This window comes from Cupriavidus sp. 2KB_3, from assembly GCF_052115685.1.
GTDB lineage: Bacteria > Pseudomonadota > Gammaproteobacteria > Burkholderiales > Burkholderiaceae > Cupriavidus > Cupriavidus campinensis.
Genome location: NZ_JBFRHD010000003.1, coordinates 228,014 through 246,411 on the forward strand (window position 1 = coordinate 228,014; position 18,398 = coordinate 246,411).

The following is an 18,398-nucleotide window of genomic DNA, read 5'->3' on the forward strand; positions in this document are numbered from 1 at the left end:
GCCGGCGGGTCCCGCCTAGGCCAATCGCCGTCGCTCCCCTGCTCCACCAGCGAATGGCCTGCGCGGCACGCGCTCCGTAAGCTGCAAGTGTCCCTGCTGGAGCCAAACCATGAGTCATTTCCTCGATCGACTGAAGTTCCTGTCGCGCGTCACGTCCACCTATGCCGACGGCCACGGCGCCGTGGTCAACGAAGACCGCAAGTGGGAGAACGGCTACCGTACCCGCTGGCAGCACGACAAGGTGGTGCGGTCCACCCACGGCGTCAACTGCACGGGCTCCTGCTCGTGGAAGGTCTACGTCAAGAACGGCCTGATTACCTGGGAAACCCAGCAGACCGACTACCCCCGCACCCGCCCGGACCTGCCCAACCATGAGCCGCGCGGCTGCCCGCGCGGCGCCTCGTACAGCTGGTACGTCTATTCCGCCCAGCGCGTGAAGTACCCGATGATCCGCGGCCGGCTGATGGAAATGTGGCGCGAAGCCCGCCAGACCATGGACCCGATCACCGCCTGGGCCTGGATCAGCCAGGACCCGGAGCGCGCCGCCCGCTACAAGAGCGTGCGCGGGCTGGGCGGCTTCGTCCGGGCTGACTGGAACACCGCCACCGAGATCATCGCCGCCGCCAACGCCTTCACGGTCAAGCAGTACGGCCCGGACCGCGTGATCGGCTTTTCCCCCATCCCGGCCATGTCGATGGTGTCCTACGCGGCCGGCGCGCGCTACCTGAGCCTGCTCGGCGGCGCCTGCCTGTCCTTCTACGACTGGTACTGCGACCTCCCGCCGGCCAGCCCGCAGACCTGGGGCGAGCAGACCGACGTGCCCGAGTCCGCCGACTGGTACAACGCCACCTACCTGATGGTCTGGGGCTCCAACGTGCCGCAGACGCGCACGCCAGACGCCCACTTCTACACCGAGGTGCGCTACAAGGGCACCAAGACCGTGGCGGTCTCGTCCGACTACGGCGAGATGGTCAAGTTCGGCGACATCTGGCTCGCCCCCAAGCAGGGCACCGACGCCGCGCTGGCCATGGCCATGGGCCACGTCGTGCTCAAGGAATTCCACGTGGGCGGCAAATCCGCCTACTTCCGTGACTACCTGAAGCAGTACACCGACATGCCGATGCTGGTGCGGCTGCGCGAGCAGGACGGCACGCTGGTGCCTGACCACTTCCTGCGCGCCTCCCACCTGGACGGCAACCTCGGGCAATCCCGGCATGCGGAGTGGAAGACGCTGTTGATCGACGATGCCACCGGCGAAGTCACGGCCCCGAACGGCTCGATCGGCTTCCGCTGGACCCCCGGCGACGATAATAATGACCGCGCCGGCCGCTGGAACCTGGAGCTGCGCGACAGCCAGGACGGCCGCGCTATCGATCCGCGCCTGTCGCTGCTCGGCAATGAAGACGCTGTGGTGGAGGTCGGCTTCCCCTACTTCGGCGGCGAGCACGACGCGCTGCTGCGCCGCCGCGTGCCGGTGCGCCGCCTGACGCTGGCCGATGGCAGCACGACGCTGGTCGCCACGGTCTACGATCTGCAACTGGCCAACTATGGCGTGGACCAGGGCCTGGGCGGGCCGAACGTGGCGGCCTCGTTCGATGATGACGTGCCCTACACCCCGGCCTGGCAGGAGAAGCACACCACGGTGCCGGCCCGGCTGGTGACACAGGTGGCGCGCGAGTTCGCCGAGAACGCCCACCGCACGCAGGGCAAGAGCATGGTCATCGTGGGCGCCGCGCTGAACCACTGGTACCACAACGACATGATCTATCGCGGCATCATCAACCTGCTGATGATGTGCGGCTGCATTGGCAAGAGCGGCGGCGGCTGGGCGCACTACGTGGGGCAGGAGAAGCTGCGGCCCCAGTTCGGCTGGGCGCCGCTGGCCTTCGGGCTCGACTGGTCGCGCCCGCCGCGCCAGATGAACGGCACCTCGTTCTTCTACAACCACACCAGCCAGTGGCGCCACGAGAAGCTGGCCGTGGACGAAATCCTCGCGCCGACGGCGGACAAGGCGCGCTATGCCGGCCTGTCGCTGCTGGACCTCAACGCCAAGTCGGAGCGCATGGGCTGGCTGCCGTCCGCGCCGCAGCTGGGCGCCAATCCGCTCGATGTGGTGGATGCCGCCGAGCGCGCCGGGCAGGACCCCGTGGCCTACACCGTCAGCCAGCTCAAATCCGGCGCGCTGCAATTCGCCTGCGACGACCCCGACAACCCCGCCAACTTCCCGCGCAACATGTTCGTGTGGCGCTCCAACATCCTGGGGAGTTCCGGCAAGGGGCATGAGTACTTCCTCAAGTACCTGCTCGGCACGCAGAACGCCGTGTTCAGCGACGAGCGCGACGCCATCCGCCCGAGCGAGGTCAACGTGCGCCCGGCCGCGGAGGGCAAGCTGGACCTGCTCACGGTGCTCGACTTCCGCATGAGCACGACCTGCCTCTACGGCGACATCGTGCTCCCCACGGCCACCTGGTACGAGAAAGACGACCTGAACACGTCGGACATGCACCCGTTCATCCACCCGCTCTCCGAAGCCGTGCAGCCGCTGTGGGAGAGCAAGACCGACTGGGAGATCTACAAGGCCATCGCCGCGAAGTTCAGCGAGATTGGCGGCCCCTGCCTGGGCACGCGCAAGGACCTGGTCTGCACCCCGCTGCTGCACGACACGCCGGGCGAGCTGGGCCAGCCCTTCGAGCCGCGCGACTGGAAGCACGGCGAGTGCGATCTGATTCCCGGCAAGACGGCCCCGTCGATGACCGTGGTGGAGCGCAACTACGCGGACCTTTACAAGAAGTTCACCTCGGTGGGGCCGCTGCTGGACAAGCTGGGCAATGGCGGCAAGGGCATCGGCTGGGATACCACCCACGAGGTGGCCGAACTGGGCCGACTGACCCAGACCGTGACCGCGCCCGGCGTCAGCTACGGCCGGCCCCGGCTGGAGACCGCCATCGACGCCGCCGAGATGATCCTGACCTTGGCGCCGGAGACCAACGGCCACGTGGCCGTGAAGGCGTGGGAAGCGCTGTCCAGGATCACCGGCCGCCCGCACGCCCACCTGGCGCTGGGCCGCGAGCACGACAAGATTCGCTTCCGGGACGTACAGGCCCAGCCGCGCAAGATCATCTCGGCGCCGACGTGGTCCGGGCTGGAATCGGAGGAAGTCAGCTACAACGCCGGCTACACCAATGTCCACGAGCTGATTCCCTGGCGCACGCTGACCGGGCGCCAGCAGTTCTACCAGGACCACCGCTGGATGCTCGACTTTGGCGAGGGCGCCTGCGTCTACAAGCCGGCCATCGACACCCGCACGGTGGCGCCGATGCTGGGCCGGAAGCCCAACGGCAACCCGGAGCTGGTGCTGAACTGGATCACCCCGCACCAGAAGTGGGGCATCCACTCCACCTACTCGGACAACCTGCGCATGCTCACGCTCTCGCGCGGCGGGCCGCACGTGTGGATCTCGGAGGCCGAGGCCAGTGCCAACGGCATCCGGGACAACGACTGGGTGGAGGTTTTCAACGTGAACGGCACGCTGACCGCCCGGGTGGTGGTGTCCCAGCGCGTGCCGCAAGGCATGTGCCTGATGTATCACGCGCAGGAAAAGATCGTGAACGTGCCCGGCGCCGAGATGAGCGGCATGCGCGGCGGCATCCACAACTCGGTCACGCGGGCGGTCACCAAGCCGACCCACATGATCGGCGGCTACGCGCAGCTGGCCTACGGCTTCAACTACTACGGCACGGTCGGCAGCAATCGCGATGAATTCGTGATCCTGCGCAAGATGAACAAGGTGGACTGGATGGATACCCCCCTGCCCCAGTCCGCACAAGAAGAAGGAGCCCCGCGATGAAGATCCGCGCCCAGGTGGCCATGGTGCTGAACCTCGACAAGTGCATCGGCTGCCATACCTGCTCAGTAACCTGCAAGAACGTCTGGACCAGCCGCGACGGCGTGGAGTACGCCTGGTTCAACAACGTCGAGACCAAGCCCGGCATCGGCTACCCCAAGGAATGGGAGAACCAGCGCAAGTGGAATGGCGGCTGGCAGCGCCAGCCCGACGGCTCGCTCACGCCGCGCCAGGGCGGCCGCGCCCGCATCCTCTCGAACCTGTTCGCCAACCCGAACCTGCCGCAGATCGACGACTACTACGAGCCGTTCACCTACGACTACGAGCACCTCCAGAAGGCGCCGCTGATGCCGACGCCGCCCACCGCCCGGCCGGTGTCCGTGCTGACGGGCAAGAAGATGGAGAAGATCGAATGGGGGCCGAACTGGGAGGATGACCTCGGCGGCGAGTTCGCCTCGCGCAGCCGCGACCAGCTGTTCGAGAACGTGCAGAAGGAGATGTACTCGACCTTCGAGAACACCTTCATGATGTACCTGCCCCGCCTGTGCGAGCACTGCCTGAACCCGGCCTGCGTGGCGTCCTGCCCGAGCGGCTCGGTCTACAAGCGCGAGGACGACGGCATCGTGCTGGTCGACCAGGACAAATGCCGGGGCTGGCGCATGTGCATCTCCGGTTGTCCGTACAAGAAGATCTACTTCAACTGGCAGAGCGGCAAGGCGGAGAAGTGCACGTTCTGCTTCCCGCGCATCGAGGGCGGCCAGCCGACGGTCTGCTCCGAGACCTGCGTCGGCCGCATCCGCTACCTCGGCGTGATGCTGTACGACGCGGACCGCATCGCCAGCGCCGCCGGCGTGGAGGACGAGCGCGACCTGTACCAGGCGCAGCTCGACGTCTTCCTCGACCCGAACGACCCGGCCGTGCAGGCCGAGGCGCTGCGCCAGGGCATTCCGCAGGGCTGGCTCGACGCCGCGCGCAAGTCCCCGGTCTACCGCATGGCCTGCGAGTGGAAGATCGCCTTCCCGCTGCATCCCGAGTACCGAACGCTGCCGATGGTCTGGTACGTGCCGCCGCTCTCGCCGATCCAATCGGCGGCGGAAGGCGGCTTCATGGGCATGAACGGGATGATCCCCGACGTGCAGAGCCTGCGCATTCCGCTCAAGTACCTCGCCAACCTGCTGACCGCCGGCGACGTGGCGCCCGTGCTGACCGCCTTGCAGCGCATGCTGGCCATGCGGGCGTTCAAGCGCTCGGAGGTGGTGGATGGCGAGGCAGACCTCGCCGTGCTGCGGCAGGTGGGACTGACCCCGGCGCAGGTGGAAGACATGTACCGCCTGCTGGCCATCGCCAATTACGAGGATCGCTTTGTGATTCCATCATCACACAAGGAACTGGTCGAGGACAGCTTCAACGAGAAGGGTAGCTGCGGCTTCACGTTCGGCAACGGCTGCTCGGGCGGCACGTCCGAGGGCTCGCTGTTCGGCAGGAAATCCGAGGGCAGCGTGGTGTTCGCGGACATGCCCAGGTCGCGCAAGAAGCCGACCGAAACCTGCTGATACCTGCTGACATTGGAGCCATCATGACCTTGTACCCCGTGCTCAGCGCCCTGCTGGGCTACCCCGAAGCGCCGCTGCAGGCGGCCATGCCCGAGATCGAACAGGCGCTCGACGCCTGGCCGGCCGCCCGCGCGGTGCTGGCCCCGCTGACCGGCCCGCTGCGCGACAGCCCGCTGATCGCGCTGCAGGAGCAGTACGTGGCCACCTTCGACCGCAATCCCGCGCATTCGCTGCACCTGTTCGAGCACGTCCATGGCGAGTCCCGCGACCGCGGCCAGGCCATGGTCGATCTGATCGACGAATACCGGCGCGCCGGCTTCGAGCCGGTGGCGAACGAGCTGCCGGACTACGTGCCGCTGTTCCTGGAGTTCCTCGGCGCGCTGGCCGATGACGGGCAGGCGGCGCGCGCCGGGCAGTTGCTTGGCGAGGCCATCCACGTGCTGGCGGCCATCGGCGACCGGCTGGCGCGCCACGACAGCCCGTACGCCGCCGTGTTCACGGTGCTGCGCTCGCTCACCTCCGTGCAGCCCGAGGCCCGCACCGATCCGCCCGTGCGGGACATGGACGAAGCGCTGGAACGGTTCGGCCCCGGCGCGGATGGCGTGGAGCCGCTGCTGACGGCCGCCATGCCGGCTGAACAAGTGGTGCGCTTCCACGACCGGCACGCGCCCTCCCCCCAATGACCTCCATGACCTCCATGACGACGCAGGCGACCACCATGTCATTCGCCCACCAGTTCCTCTTCGGCATCTACCCGTATATCGCCGCCGCGCTGTTCCTGTTCGGCAGCCTGGCGCGCTTCGAGCGCGAGCAATACGGCTGGAAGGCCGACAGCTCCCAGTTGCTCTATCGCGGCAACCTGCGGCTGGGCAGCATCCTGTTCCACGTTGGCATCCTCGGGCTGTTCTTCGGCCATCTGGCGGGCCTGCTCACGCCCGTAGTGGTGTGGGACGCGCTCGGCGTCTCCCACACCCTCAAGCAGGCCGTGGCGATGGGCGCCGGCGGGGTCATGGGCACGATCTGCCTGATCGGCCTGCTGATCCTGCTGCACCGGCGCTTCACCAACGCCCGGGTTGCCGCCGTCACGCGTACCGGCGACAAGGTGCTGCTGCTCTGGCTGCTGGCGACGCTGCTGGCCGGGCTCTCGACCATCTATGTCTCCGCCGGCCACATGGACGGCCACATGATGGTGCAGCTGATGACCTGGGCCCAGCACATCGTCACGCTGCGCGCCGATGCGCCCGACTTCATCGCCGATGCCCCGCTGCTGTTCCGCGTGCATCTGTTCCTGGGCATCTCGCTGTTCGCGATCTTCCCGTTCACGCGGCTGGTGCATGTCTGGAGCGGCTTCGCCTCGGTCACCTACCTGGGGCGGGCCTGGCAGCTTGTGCGGGGGCGCTGATCCGCGCGCTTGATGGGCGTCAACGGGGCGGCCGGGCATCCGGCTCATCATGGCGGGCACGCAATCCTGCCCGCCGCCCCGGATATCGCCATGATCGACGAGACTGCACTCTATCAACGCCTTCGGCAAGATTTCCCGCTGGAGCCACGGCCCTACCGGTGCCTGGCCCGGGCGCTCGGCCTGTCCGAGCATGGCTTGCTGTCGCTGCTGGCGCGCGACGTCGGCAGCGGCCGCATCAGCCATATCGGCGCCCGCTTCGCGCCAAACACCATTGGTGCCACCACGCTGGCGGCGCTGTCCGTGCCGCCAGCGCGACTGGAGAGCGTGGCGCGGCGCCTCAATGCCGACCCGTCCATTGGTCATCATTACTGCCGGACCGGCCACCGCTACAACCTCTGGTTCGTGGCCGGGGCGCGCAACGCCGGCGACCTGGCGGCGGTACTCGACGGCATCGGGGAGGACGTCCGCCAGACGCCCCTGGCGCTGCCACTGGAATGTGAGTACCACGTCGATGCCGGGGTGCCGCTACGGCCCCTGATGACCGATGCCGACTGGCGGCTGGTGGCCGCGCTGGAGGACGGCCTGCCGCTGACACCCGAGCCTTACCGCGCCATGGCGCGCGGCACGGGCATCGGGCAGCACGAACTCTGGCGCCGGCTGGCACATTGGCGCGATGCCGGTGTGATCCGCCGCTTCGGCGCCATTCTCCAGCCCGGTCAGCTCGGCTTCGTGCACAACGCGATGTGCGTATGGAATGCGCCCGACGAGCGTGTGGATGTCCTGGGCAAGCGGCTGGCCCGCCTGCCCGCCGTGGCGCTCTGCTACCGGCGCGCACGCCGGGGTGCAGCATGGCCCTTCAACCTGTTCGCGCTGGTGCGGGCGCGCAGCCCGGCCGACCTTCAGGCGACGCTCGACGGCTTCGCGGCCATGCCCGCGCTCGCCAAACTCCCCGGCGCCGTACTCCGCGCCCGTTGCTGCTTCAAGCCGCGCGGCGTGCGCTACGGCGATCTGGCGCCCGAGGCCTGACGGGCACACCCGCCCCGTTCACACGGCGCGGACTTCGGGAAACAGGACCGCCAGCCGCGTCACAAAGGGCTCCACCCAGGCCGGACGCGGCGTGGCATCGAGCCAGTACTTGACCTCCAACCCCAACGCCGTGTCACCGTGAATCGAGAGCCGGCGCTGGAAGAACAGCGTGTCGGTATCGGCGTGGCCGGCGAGCAGTTGCAGGTAATCGGCGGCGCGGGCGCGTAGTGTCAGCGCCGGGGCCGATCCGGGATCGAACGGCCCCATCCGGAACACGCCCCCCACGCAGCGGAAACGCAGGTCCAGCCCGAGGTCTTCCACGCCAAGCCGGAAGGCATGGCCGTCCAGCGCGGCCGGCGGCTGGAGCCAGCCGGCGCGGCGCGCGGACTCCAGCGCCATCACGAACGGCAGGGCCTGCGCGGGCGCGGGCAGGCGGCGGTGGATGCGGGCAATCAGGGAGGAAGACATCATCGATGGTTTCGTGGCAGTCATGCGGGCGCGCCGGCTATCCAGGCAATGCCGGGCTGGCCGGTCCAATAGCCATTGCTCGCCGGGGCGCCGGCGGGCGCGATGCCGCTGGGCGCGGCGCCGGTGCGGCCATGGCGCACGGCGTCGAGCAGCGACACCACGTCCAGCGTGCCGGCGGCGTGCGGGCTGACGCGGACCAGATCCACGCCCATCGCCTGGATCTCCGGCAGATGCGCGCAGAGGTCCAGGCAGCTTGCGGACTGGGTCTGGATGCCGTTCAGCGCGAAGAACGGCTGCCCTTCGCCCGTGCGGGCAACCAGCCCGTCCGGGTAGTCCAGGCAACGGAACTCGCACGCGTCCTTGCGCAGCCGGTGGTGCCGGGCCGTGAAGCAACGCGCGGAGATCGCCAGCGGCATGCGGCCCCAGACCATCGCCTCGAACTGCATGCCGGCGGGTCGCGCCGCCGCCAGCGCGGCCAGCGCCGCGTGGTCCATCTCGACCGGCGCCACGGCCCCGCGCGCGCCCAGCGTGGCCAGCCAGGCCGCCGTATCGGCGTGATAGACATTCAGATGCGGCCCGGCGACGAACGGCCGCCCGTGCCGCGCACGCACCGCGCCGAGATCATTGGCCTCCACGAGGAATTCGTCCTGGTCGCAGATGCGGCGCATGGCGGCGATGTCGCTGTCCGACTCGACCAGTACCGGGCTGGACAGCACCACCTCCTTGCCGGCATCGCGCAGCATTCGCGCCACGTCCAGCCAGTCGGCAGGGCGCAGTTCGTGGCGGCGCGTGCAGACCGCCTCGCCCAGGTAGACACGGTCCACGGGGGCGTCGGCGATGTCGGCATAGAACCGCAACACGTCCGCGCGAGGCCAGTAGTAGAGCAGCGGGCCGAGTGCGATGGCGATTGGATAGGGAAAATCGGGAGTGGTCATGGTGGGTAGGGTGCGGACGGTTTCAGCGCCACGGACGGTCATAGGCGCCCTGGGTCACCTGGTCGCCCTCGGCGTGGCGCCCCAGCGTGGCCTGCCATTCCTGGCGCGGCACGAAGCGCCGGGGGTCGCCCCAGGCATCGTCGATAGCGGCGCGCAGCACGCCCACCACATCGGCCACATAGCGCGGGCTGCGCTGGCGCCCTTCGATCTTGATGGCGGCAATGCCGATGTCGATCAGTGCCGGCAGCAGGGACAGCGCGTTGAGGCTGGTGGGCTCCTCCAGCACGTAGCCGTGCTCGCCCTCCACGGTGAAACGGCCCTTGCACAGCGTGGGATAGCCGGCCGGCTCGCCGGGCGCGTAGCTGTCAATCAGGATGCCGGAGAGCCGCGCGTGCATCGTGCCGTCCGCCTCGTCCCAGCGCACGGCGTGGGCCGGCGAGCAGACGCCGCGGTTGTTGGGCGAATCGCCGGTCGCGTACGAGGACAGCAGGCAGCGGCCCTCGGCCATCACGCACAGGCTGCCAAAGCCGAAGACCTCGAGCTCCACATCGGTCTGCCTGGCGAGCTTGGCGATCTGCGCCAGCGTCAGCACGCGTGGCAGCACTACGCGCCGGATGCCGAAGCGCTCGCGCATCAGCGCGATGGCATCGGCATGCGTGGCCGAGCCTTGCACGGACAGGTGCAGGCGCAGGTCCGGATGCTTCTCCGCCGCGTAGACCATCAGGCCGGGGTCGGCCATGATCACCGCGTCGGCACCCAGCGCGGCGGCGGCGTCCACGGCGCGATGCCAGCGGTCCACCTGCCCCATCTGCGCAAACGTGTTGATGGCGAACAGCACTTCGGCGCCGCGCGCGCGGGCCTCGGCCACGCCCGTGCGGATGTCGTCCTCGGAAAAGTTCAGGCCGCCGAAGTTGCGCGCGTTGGTGGCATCGCGCAACCCCAGGTAGATGGCATCTGCGCCGTGCTGCAGGGCCATGCGCAGGGCCGCCAGTGAACCGGCCGGGGCCACCAGTTGCGGCCGGCGCGACTGGCGCGGCTGGCAGGGTGGCGAGTCGGATGGAGATGTTGGCACATGATGCGCATCATGCACATTGGGTGCAGCGGGCGGGAAAGCATCCATGGCGAGAAATGCGCGTGGCGGCGCATGGGGTGGGGATCGACCAAAGATGCTAGTCATGCCCATAGGGGGAACCCTTGACCGCGCGCAAACCCCGGCGGGGTTACATTTTTCTGGTTCCATCGAACTAGGTCCTCGGAACAGGCCGCCGATCCCCCGCAAATTGATCTGGCGCAAACTGCCACCCCGGTGCGCGTGAGACGCTGGGCCGTTTTTTGCCCCTCCTGACTCCGGATTTCCTCATGACACATCGATGGCTCAACCTGGCCGGCCGCAAGCTGCTTCCTATCGTGCAGGGCGGCATGGGCGTGGGCATTTCCGCGCACCGGCTCGCCGGCACCGTGGCCCGCCACAACGCCATGGGCACCATCGCCAGCATCGACCTGCGCCATCATCACTCCGACCTGATGGCCGGCACGGCCAGACGCGACAAGGTCGCGATCGAACACGCCAACCTCATCGCGCTTGACCGCGAGGTGCGCGCGGCGAAGGCGTTGGCGGGTGGGCAAGGGATGATCGCCGTCAACGTGATGAAGGCCGTCGGCGCCCACGCGGCACTGGTCCGGCAGGCGTGCGACAGTGGCGCGGATGCCATCGTCATGGGCGCCGGCCTGCCGCTCGACCTCCCCGAACTGACCGCCAATCACCCGAAGGTGGCCCTGATCCCGATCCTGTCCGACGCCCGTGGCGTCAGCCTGGTCCTGCGCAAGTGGATGAAGAAGGGGCGGCTGCCCGATGCCATCGTGATCGAACATCCCGCACATGCCGGCGGGCATCTCGGCGCCTCGCGCATGGAGGACATCGGCGACGCGCGGTTCTCGTTCGCGCGTGTGCTGGACGAATGCCGCACGCTGTTCGCCAGCCTGGGGCTGGCCTGGGAGTCCGTGCCGCTGATCCTGGCTGGCGGGTTGGGCCACCACGGCAAGCTGCATCACTGGCTGGCGCAGGGCGCGGCCGGGGTGCAGGTGGGCACCGCCTTTGCCGTGACCGAGGAGTGCGACGCGCACCCCGCGTTCAAGCAGGTGCTGGCTTCCGCACCGCAGGAACAGATCAGCGAGTTCACCAGTGTGGCGGGGCTGCCGGCGCGCGCGGTGCTGACGCCGTGGCTCAAGCGCTATCTCTCGCGGGAATCGGCGCTCCAGGCACGTGCCAAGGTGCGCGAGTGCCTGGAGGGCTTCGACTGCCTGCAATCGTGCGGCCTGCGCGACGGCGTGGCGCGTATCGGCCAGTTCTGCATCGACCGCAAGCTCTCTCAGGCGCTCAAGGGCGACGTGGAGCGCGGCCTGTTCTTCCGCGGCAAGGGCACGCTGCCGTTTGGCGACGCCATCCGGCCCGTGGCGGACCTGATTCACTACCTGATGTCGGGCGAAAAGCCGGCGGGGATCGCACGGGCCTGATCGGGGTGTTGCCGGAATGCGAATCCCGCGCGAGTTCCCAATCCATCCCTCGGCAATTTGATCCAGCGCAGGAAACGGCACAATCGCCGGCACCAGAATGGCAGGTGTCCTGACGCCCTGCCCTCGCCCCCACAACATGCCAGCCCCCTTTCCTGACGCCGCGTTCGATACGCACGCGGACCCCCAAGCCACCTCGGCGGTCGGGCTGCCGGGGCTGCGCCACCGCCTCTCCACCCGCATCATCTCGCTGTCCCTGATCTCGCTGCTGGTTGTCCTGACAATGATCGGCGGCACCCTGTGGCTCTCCTGGAACCTCGAAGGCGCCGGCGCGGCGATCAACGATGCCGGCAGCGTACGGATGCACGCCAACGCGGTGGCCATCGAACTGACCCGGGCCCGCACTCATCAACCCCACGCCCTCGCGCCACGGATCGCCCAGTTGGACGAGACGCTGGCGCAACTGCGCCGGGGCGACGCCAAGCGGCCGCTGTTCCTGCCTGCCGTGCCAGCCATCCACGACCAGCTGGACCGCGTGGCCCGGGCGTGGGATGAGCGGATGAAGCCGCTGGCCGAGCAGGACATGAACGCGCCGGACGGCACGCCGCTCGCCTATGTGGCCGCACTGTCCGACTTTGTCGCGCAGGCGGACCAGCTGGTGCGCATGATCGAGGCCGACAACGCACGCAAGACGGACCTGCTGCGCATGTCCCAGGCCGCGCTGGCCGCCATCGCCTGCATGGGCACCGTCGCAGTCATCTACCTGCTCTATCTCTGGATCATCCTGCCCGTGCTGACGCTGCAGGACGGGCTGCGCCGCATGGCGGCCCGCGAATTCTCGCTGCGCCTGCCGGTCACCAGCCGTGACGAATTCGGCACGCTGAGCACCGGTTTCAATCGGATGGCGGCCGAGCTCCAGGAACTCTACCGGGGGCTCGAGGCCCGCGTGGCCCAGAAAACCGCCGAACTGGCCCGGCGCAACCGCGACCTCGAGACGCTCTACGACATCGCCGCCTACCTGAACCAGCCGAACGAGGCCGAGGCGCTGTGCCGGGGCTTCCTGACACGGATCATGCGGCGCCTGGACGCCGATGGCGGCAGCGTGCGCATGCTCGATGCGGTGCCGGAGAACCTCCACATGGTGGTTTCCGAAGGACTGCCCGCCACGCTGGTCGAGCAGGAGCAGCGCATGGGGGCCGATGCCTGCCACTGCGGCGCCGCCACGCGGCAGCGCGTGGTCACCTGGCCGGCCCTGCCCCATGCGCGGCCCTCGCCGCCGATGGCGTGCGGCTTCGGCGGCTTCGCGGCGTTCCGCATCGACACACCGCGCGGGGTGATCGGCATGTTCTCCCTCCACTTCCGCTCGCCACGGGTGCTTAACGCGTCAGACCGGCAACTGCTTGAAACGCTGGCCCAGCATCTGGGCGTGGCGCTAGAACACCAGCGCCTATCCGCCACCGCGCGCCAGTTGGCCGTGGTGGAGGAGCGCAACCTCGTGGCGCAGGGCCTGCACGACAGCATCGCCCAGGGCCTGAACTACCTGAACCTGCAAGCCCAGCTGCTGGAAGAAGCCGTCTCGCGCGGGGCGCTGGCCGATGTGGCGGCGATCGTGCCGATGCTCCGTTGCGGGGTGGACGAGAGCTACCAGGATGTGCGCGAGTTGCTGCTGAACTTCCGCACCCGGCTCACACAGGGCGAGTTGCGGCAGGCAGCGGAAGACACCGTGGCGCGCTTCCGGCGCCAGTGCGCCACCGAGGCGCGGCTGGAGGTGGAAGGCTACGACAACGCCCGGCCGCTGCCGCCCGATGCCCAGCTGCAGGTGCTGTTCGTTCTGCAGGAGGCGCTCTCCAACGTGCGCAAGCACGCGCAGGCCGGCCACGTGCTGGTGCGGCTGCAAGGCGGGCGCGATCTTGAACTGGTGGTGCAGGACGATGGCGAGGGCTTCGACGCCGCCGGGCTCGCCACGCGCTGCGAGATGCAGGTGGGCCTGCACATCATGCGCGAGCGCGCCGCGCGCCTCAACGCACAGTTGTCGATTGAGTCCGCACCCGGGCGCGGCACCCGCGTGGCCCTGCGCGTGCCCGGCGCCCATGTGTCCGGCGAGGCCAGCGAGGCCAATGAAATCAACGAAATGAGTCTCCAGTCATGACCATCCGCATCCTGCTGATCGACGATCACACGCTGTTCCGTTCGGGCATTCGCGCGCTGTTGCAGCGCCAGCCCGATTTTGCCGTCGTGGACGAGGCGGCCGATGGCGTGGAGGGGCTCAAGCGCGCCAAGCAGCATCGCCCCGACGTGATCCTGCTGGACCTGAACATGCCCGGGCTATCCGGGCTCGAGACACTGGCCCTGCTGGCGCAGGACCTGCCGGACACCGCGGTGCTGATCCTCACGGTGTCCGAGGAGGCCGAAGAGCTGGCCAGCGCGCTGCGCGGCGGTGCCCGGGGCTATCTGCTGAAGAATATCGAGGCGGACTTCCTGGCTTCGGCCATCCGCCGCGCCGCGTCCGGCGAGCCGGTGATTTCGGATGGCATGACGGCCAAGCTCGTGGCGCAGTTCCGCGCGCCGGCGCAGCCATCCGCCACGCCGGCCCCGAGCGCCGAGGACGGCGCGCGGCTGACCGTGCGCGAGCGCGAGATCGTGCGCGGGCTGACCCGGGGCGAGAGCAACAAGCAGATCGCGCGCGACCTCGGCGTGGCCGAGAGCACGGTCAAGATCCACGTGCAGAACATCCTCAAGAAGCTGAATCTGGCCAGCCGCGTGCAGGTGGCGGTGTTCGCGGTCGAACATGGCCTGACCGCGTGACGGCTTCCCCGATCGGGGACGTTACCGCCGGGCGCCGAGCCGGGCTGACAGTTGGTCCGCCAGCGCCCGCACCTGCTGGCCGATCCGCTCGCCGGTGGCCGCATCGATCTCGTTGGTCAGATAGCTGACCGCGATGGCCCCCGCCGCGCACGGGGCGGCCGCATCGAACACCGGCGCGCCGAAGCACGTCATGCCTTCGCGCATCTGACCGTTGTCGGTCGAATATCCCACCTCCCGCACCTGCGCCAGTTCGGCCTGCAGGGCCTCCACATCGGCCACGCTGGCCCGCGTAAGCGGCGGCGGCATGCCCGGCGCGAACAGGTCGCGCACCTCGGCCGGCAGCAGCGTGCTTAGCATCGCCTTGCCCGTGGCCGTATAGGGCGCCGGCAGGCGCATGCCGATGCGGAACGTGACGCCGAGCGGGCGGTCGCCATTCTGGCAGGCCAGGTAGACCACCTCCGCGCCATCCAGCATCGACAACGTGACCGTGGCATCGTGGAAGGCATCGGTCTGCTCCCAGAGCGCGCGGAACTCGCTCGTCATCTGCGTCTGCGAGAGGAACGCGTTGGCCCAAGCCATCACGTGCGGGCCGACCGCCATCGCCCCGTTCGGCAGGCGCTTGAGCAGTTGCAGCTGGACGAGGGTGTCGCACATGCCGTGGAGGGAACTCTTGGGCGCGCCGGTCAGCCGGGTCAGGTCCGCCAGCGTCAGCGGTTCCGGGGCGGCGGCCACGGCATCCATGACATGTACCGCGCGCACCACCGCCGGCGACGTGGACTTCAGCGACGGCGCGGCATCATCGGCAGGAGCGTTATAGGCGGACTTGGGCATCGGGGAATACGGAAGGATTGGGCGGAATTGTACCGGCTGCGCGGAACACTTCCGGGCGGTTGGCAGTCTGCCGTGCATGGGCGTATCATACGCTCACGTTCGACATACCGAATATCGTTCCATCTATTGAACGATATAAATCAACCCGCTCAGGAAAGCCGCCATGCAACTCAAGGACCCCTCGCTACTGAAACAGCTGGCCTATGTGAATGGCCAATGGATTGGCGCCGACTCCGGCGCCACCTTTGACGTCACGGACCCGGCCACCGGGGAGGTGGTCGCCAAGGTGGCCGACCTGGGCGCGGCCGAGACCGGGCGCGCCATCGCCGCCGCCGAGGTTGCGCAACGCGCCTGGGCCGCCAAGACCGGCAAGGAGCGCGCCAACCTGCTGCGCCGCTGGTTCGACCTGATGATCGCCAACACGGACGACCTGGCCTACCTGATGACGCGCGAACAGGGCAAGCCGCTGGCCGAGGCACGCGGCGAGATCGCGTATGCGGCCAGCTTTATCGAATGGTTTGCCGAGGAAGCCAAGCGCGTGGACGGCGAAGTGCTGGCCACGCCCGCCGCCGACAAGCGCCTGGTCACGCTGCGCCAACCCGTTGGCGTCTGCGCGGCCATCACCCCGTGGAACTTCCCGGCGGCGATGATCACCCGCAAGGCCGCCCCTGCCCTGGCCGCCGGGTGCGCCATCGTCATCAAACCGGCCGAACTGACCCCGCTGTCCGCCTTCGCGCTGGCCGAACTGGCGCACCGGGCCGGCATTCCGGCCGGCGTGCTCCAGGTGGTGACCGGCGACGCCAAGACGATCGGCGCCGAACTGACTGGCAGCCCCATCGTGCGCAAGCTGTCGTTCACGGGATCGACCGAAGTCGGGCGCATCCTGATGGCGCAGTCGGCGCCCACCGTGAAGCGCCTCTCGCTGGAACTGGGCGGCAATGCGCCGTTCATCGTCTTTGACGATGCCGACGTGGACGCCGCCGTGGAAGGCGCACTGGCCGCCAAGTACCGCAACGGCGGGCAGACCTGCGTCTGCGCCAACCGCTTCTACGTGCAGGACGGCATCTACGAAGCCTTCGCCACGAAGCTGGCCGAGCGCACCGGCCAACTGCGCGTGGGCAACGGGCTGGAAGACGGCGTGACGATCGGCCCGCTGATCGAGGGCGCCGCGCTGGACAAGGTGGCGTCCCTGGTGGACGACGCCCGCGCCAAGGGCGGCCGCGTGCTGACCGGCGGCGCCGCGCACGCACTGGGTGGCACCTTCTATACCCCCACCGTCATCGCCGACGCCACCGCCGACATGCGCATGGCCCGCGAGGAGATCTTCGGGCCGGTGGCGCCGCTGTTCCGCTTCAAGACCGACGCCGAGGCCGTGACCGCCGCCAACGCCACCGAGTACGGACTGGCCGCCTATTTGTATACGCGCGATATCGCGCGGGCCTGGCGCACGGCCGAGGCGCTCGAGTACGGCATGGTCGGCCTGAACACCGGCCTGATCTCGAACGAGGTGGCGCCGTTCGGCGGCATCAAGCAGTCTGGCGTGGGCCGCGAGGGGTCGCGCCACGGCATCGACGAATATCTCGAGATCAAGTACCTCTGCCTGCAGATGTGATGCAGGCGGGCGGGCCGGGTGCATACTGTGCCGGCCCGCCTTATTGGCACCCTTATGGGCACCCTTATTGGCCCCATCGCTGACCAAGGGCGACCCCGATCGCCCGGCGTGCCCCGCCCGCCCGATATTCCGGAGACAACATGAACCCGTTCCGCTTTCAGACCGTGCCGACGGTCATCGTCGAATTCGGCGCCGCGCGCCGGCTGGGCGCCCTGCTGCGCGAGTCGTTCCCGCAGGCCCGGCGCCTGTGCGTGGTGACTGACGGCTTCCTGGCCAAGAGCGGCCTGCTCGCGCCGGCGCTGGAAGACCTCGCCAGGCATGACTGGCAGGTCACCGTGATCGACGATGTTATTGCCGATCCGCCCGAGCACGTTGTGCTGGACGCCACCGAGCGCGCGCGCCAGGCCGACGCCGAGGTGGTGCTGGGGCTGGGCGGCGGGTCGTCGATGGATGTGGCCAAGCTGATTGCCGTGCTGCTGCCCGCCACGCAGGCGCTCAAGGACATGTACGGCGTGAAGAAGGTCACCGGCGCCCGGCTGCCGCTGGTGCAGATGCCGACCACCGCCGGCACCGGCTCCGAAGTGACGGCGGTATCGATCGTCACGACCGGCGAAACCACGAAGATGGGCGTGGTGGCGCCGCAGCTCTTCGCCGACCTCGCCATTCTCGACGCCGAACTGACACTCGGCCTGCCCCGCGCGGCCACCGCCGCCACCGGCATCGACGCCATGGTGCATGCCATCGAGGCCTACACCAGTGCCCACCTCAAGAATCCGGTCTCGGACATGCTGGCCATCCGCGCGCTGGACCTGCTCTCGCGCAACCTGATGCTGGCCTGCGACAACGGCAACGACCGCAACGCCCGGGAGGCGATGCTGCTCGGCGCGATGTTCGCCGGCCAGGCCTTTGCCAACTCGCCGGTGGCCGCCGTGCATGCGCTGGCCTACCCGATCGGCGGCATTTTCCATGTGCCGCACGGCCTCTCGAACGCGCTCGTGCTGCCGCACGTGATGAAGTTCAATGCCGACGCCGCCAGCAAGCGCTACGCGGAACTGACCGATGTGGTACTGCCCGGCACGACCGGCAGCTGTGAAACCAAGACTGCGGCGCTGATCGCCCATATCGAAGGGCTGGTGCTGGCCACCGGCATCCCGCGCACGCTGCGCGAAGTCGGCGTGAAGGAAGCAGACCTGAACCGCCTGGCCAGCGACGCCATGCTTCAGACACGCCTGCTCGTCAACAATCCGCGCGAAGTGAGCGAGGCGGACGCACTGGGGATCTATCGCGCGGCGTTTTGAGCAATGGAAAACTACCCTGGATAACCCAAAGTCGTCCAATTCCTACACCGATATCAGCCCTAGCCCGCCTTGGTTGTGCCGCCTGCTGTTCTACCCTGAATCTACAAGGCAAC

At 68.6% G+C, this 18,398-nt stretch carries 14 protein-coding genes; 10 read left to right on the forward strand and 4 right to left on the reverse strand.

Features of this window, described 5'->3' with window-relative positions:
* Positions 1-109: 109 nt before the first annotated feature.
* The 5 genes from AB4120_RS04305 (at position 110) to ahbB (ending at position 7,825) form a co-directional block, all read left to right on the forward strand.
* Positions 110-3,847: a nitrate reductase subunit alpha gene (locus AB4120_RS04305; RefSeq protein ID WP_149139022.1), complete on the forward strand. Its 3,738-nt coding sequence runs from the start codon at positions 110-112 to the stop codon at positions 3,845-3,847.
* Positions 3,844-5,397 carry a nitrate reductase subunit beta gene (narH, locus tag AB4120_RS04310; RefSeq protein ID WP_149139021.1) on the forward strand — a complete coding sequence of 518 codons (1,554 nt, stop codon included), beginning with the start codon at positions 3,844-3,846 and terminating at the stop codon, positions 5,395-5,397. Before AB4120_RS04305 ends, narH begins: the two co-directional genes overlap by 4 nt.
* 23 nt (positions 5,398-5,420) lie before the next feature.
* Positions 5,421-6,080, forward strand: a complete 660-nt coding sequence (gene narJ, locus AB4120_RS04315; RefSeq protein WP_149139020.1) for a nitrate reductase molybdenum cofactor assembly chaperone — start codon at positions 5,421-5,423, stop codon at positions 6,078-6,080.
* A 35-nt stretch (positions 6,081-6,115) separates the two neighbouring features.
* Positions 6,116-6,799, forward strand: a complete 684-nt coding sequence (narI, locus tag AB4120_RS04320; protein ID WP_149139019.1) for a respiratory nitrate reductase subunit gamma — start codon at positions 6,116-6,118, stop codon at positions 6,797-6,799.
* 90 nt (positions 6,800-6,889) lie between these two features.
* A complete protein-coding gene (gene ahbB / locus AB4120_RS04325; RefSeq protein WP_149139018.1) occupies positions 6,890-7,825 on the forward strand; it encodes a siroheme decarboxylase subunit beta in 936 nt (311 codons plus the stop codon).
* Positions 7,826-7,843: 18 nt separating this feature from the next.
* Here ahbB and ubiT read toward each other — a convergent pair whose 3' ends face one another.
* Genes ubiT through ubiU form a run of 3 tightly spaced genes read right to left on the reverse strand, consistent with a single transcriptional unit; the run spans position 7,844 to position 10,300 of the window.
* Positions 7,844-8,296 (reverse strand): ubiquinone anaerobic biosynthesis accessory factor UbiT, encoded by a 453-nt coding sequence (ubiT, locus tag AB4120_RS04330; RefSeq protein ID WP_392388529.1) that lies wholly within the window; start codon positions 8,294-8,296, stop codon positions 7,844-7,846.
* 17 nt (positions 8,297-8,313) lie between these two features.
* Entirely contained in the window at positions 8,314-9,228 is a 915-nt protein-coding gene (locus AB4120_RS04335) for a U32 family peptidase (RefSeq protein WP_149139017.1), read from the reverse strand.
* A 22-nt stretch (positions 9,229-9,250) separates the two neighbouring features.
* On the reverse strand, positions 9,251-10,300 hold the full coding sequence (gene ubiU, locus AB4120_RS04340) for a ubiquinone anaerobic biosynthesis protein UbiU (RefSeq protein ID WP_262389783.1): 1,050 nt from the start codon (positions 10,298-10,300) through the stop codon (positions 9,251-9,253).
* Positions 10,301-10,587: 287 nt separating this feature from the next.
* On the opposite strand from ubiU, the gene AB4120_RS04345 reads away from it, so the two are divergent.
* The 3 genes from AB4120_RS04345 (at position 10,588) to AB4120_RS04355 (ending at position 14,544) form a co-directional block, all read left to right on the forward strand.
* Positions 10,588-11,742, forward strand: coding sequence for an NAD(P)H-dependent flavin oxidoreductase (locus tag AB4120_RS04345; RefSeq protein ID WP_149139016.1), 1,155 nt, complete (start codon positions 10,588-10,590; stop codon positions 11,740-11,742).
* Positions 11,743-11,878: 136 nt separating this feature from the next.
* Positions 11,879-13,888 carry a type IV pili methyl-accepting chemotaxis transducer N-terminal domain-containing protein gene (locus tag AB4120_RS04350; RefSeq protein WP_149139015.1) on the forward strand — a complete coding sequence of 670 codons (2,010 nt, stop codon included), beginning with the start codon at positions 11,879-11,881 and terminating at the stop codon, positions 13,886-13,888.
* Complete coding sequence (locus tag AB4120_RS04355; RefSeq protein WP_441641883.1) at positions 13,885-14,544, forward strand: response regulator; 660 nt, start codon at positions 13,885-13,887, stop codon at positions 14,542-14,544. The genes AB4120_RS04350 and AB4120_RS04355 overlap by 4 nt, the downstream gene beginning before the upstream one ends.
* Before the next feature lie 21 nt (positions 14,545-14,565).
* Here AB4120_RS04355 and AB4120_RS04360 read toward each other — a convergent pair whose 3' ends face one another.
* Complete coding sequence (locus tag AB4120_RS04360; RefSeq protein WP_149139014.1) at positions 14,566-15,375, reverse strand: IclR family transcriptional regulator; 810 nt, start codon at positions 15,373-15,375, stop codon at positions 14,566-14,568.
* Between the two features lie 163 nt (positions 15,376-15,538).
* On the opposite strand from AB4120_RS04360, the gene AB4120_RS04365 reads away from it, so the two are divergent.
* Positions 15,539-16,987 (forward strand): NAD-dependent succinate-semialdehyde dehydrogenase, encoded by a 1,449-nt coding sequence (locus tag AB4120_RS04365; RefSeq protein ID WP_149139013.1) that lies wholly within the window; start codon positions 15,539-15,541, stop codon positions 16,985-16,987.
* 140 nt (positions 16,988-17,127) lie between these two features.
* Positions 17,128-18,285 carry an iron-containing alcohol dehydrogenase gene (locus AB4120_RS04370; protein ID WP_149139012.1) on the forward strand — a complete coding sequence of 386 codons (1,158 nt, stop codon included), beginning with the start codon at positions 17,128-17,130 and terminating at the stop codon, positions 18,283-18,285.
* Positions 18,286-18,398: the final 113 nt, after the last annotated feature.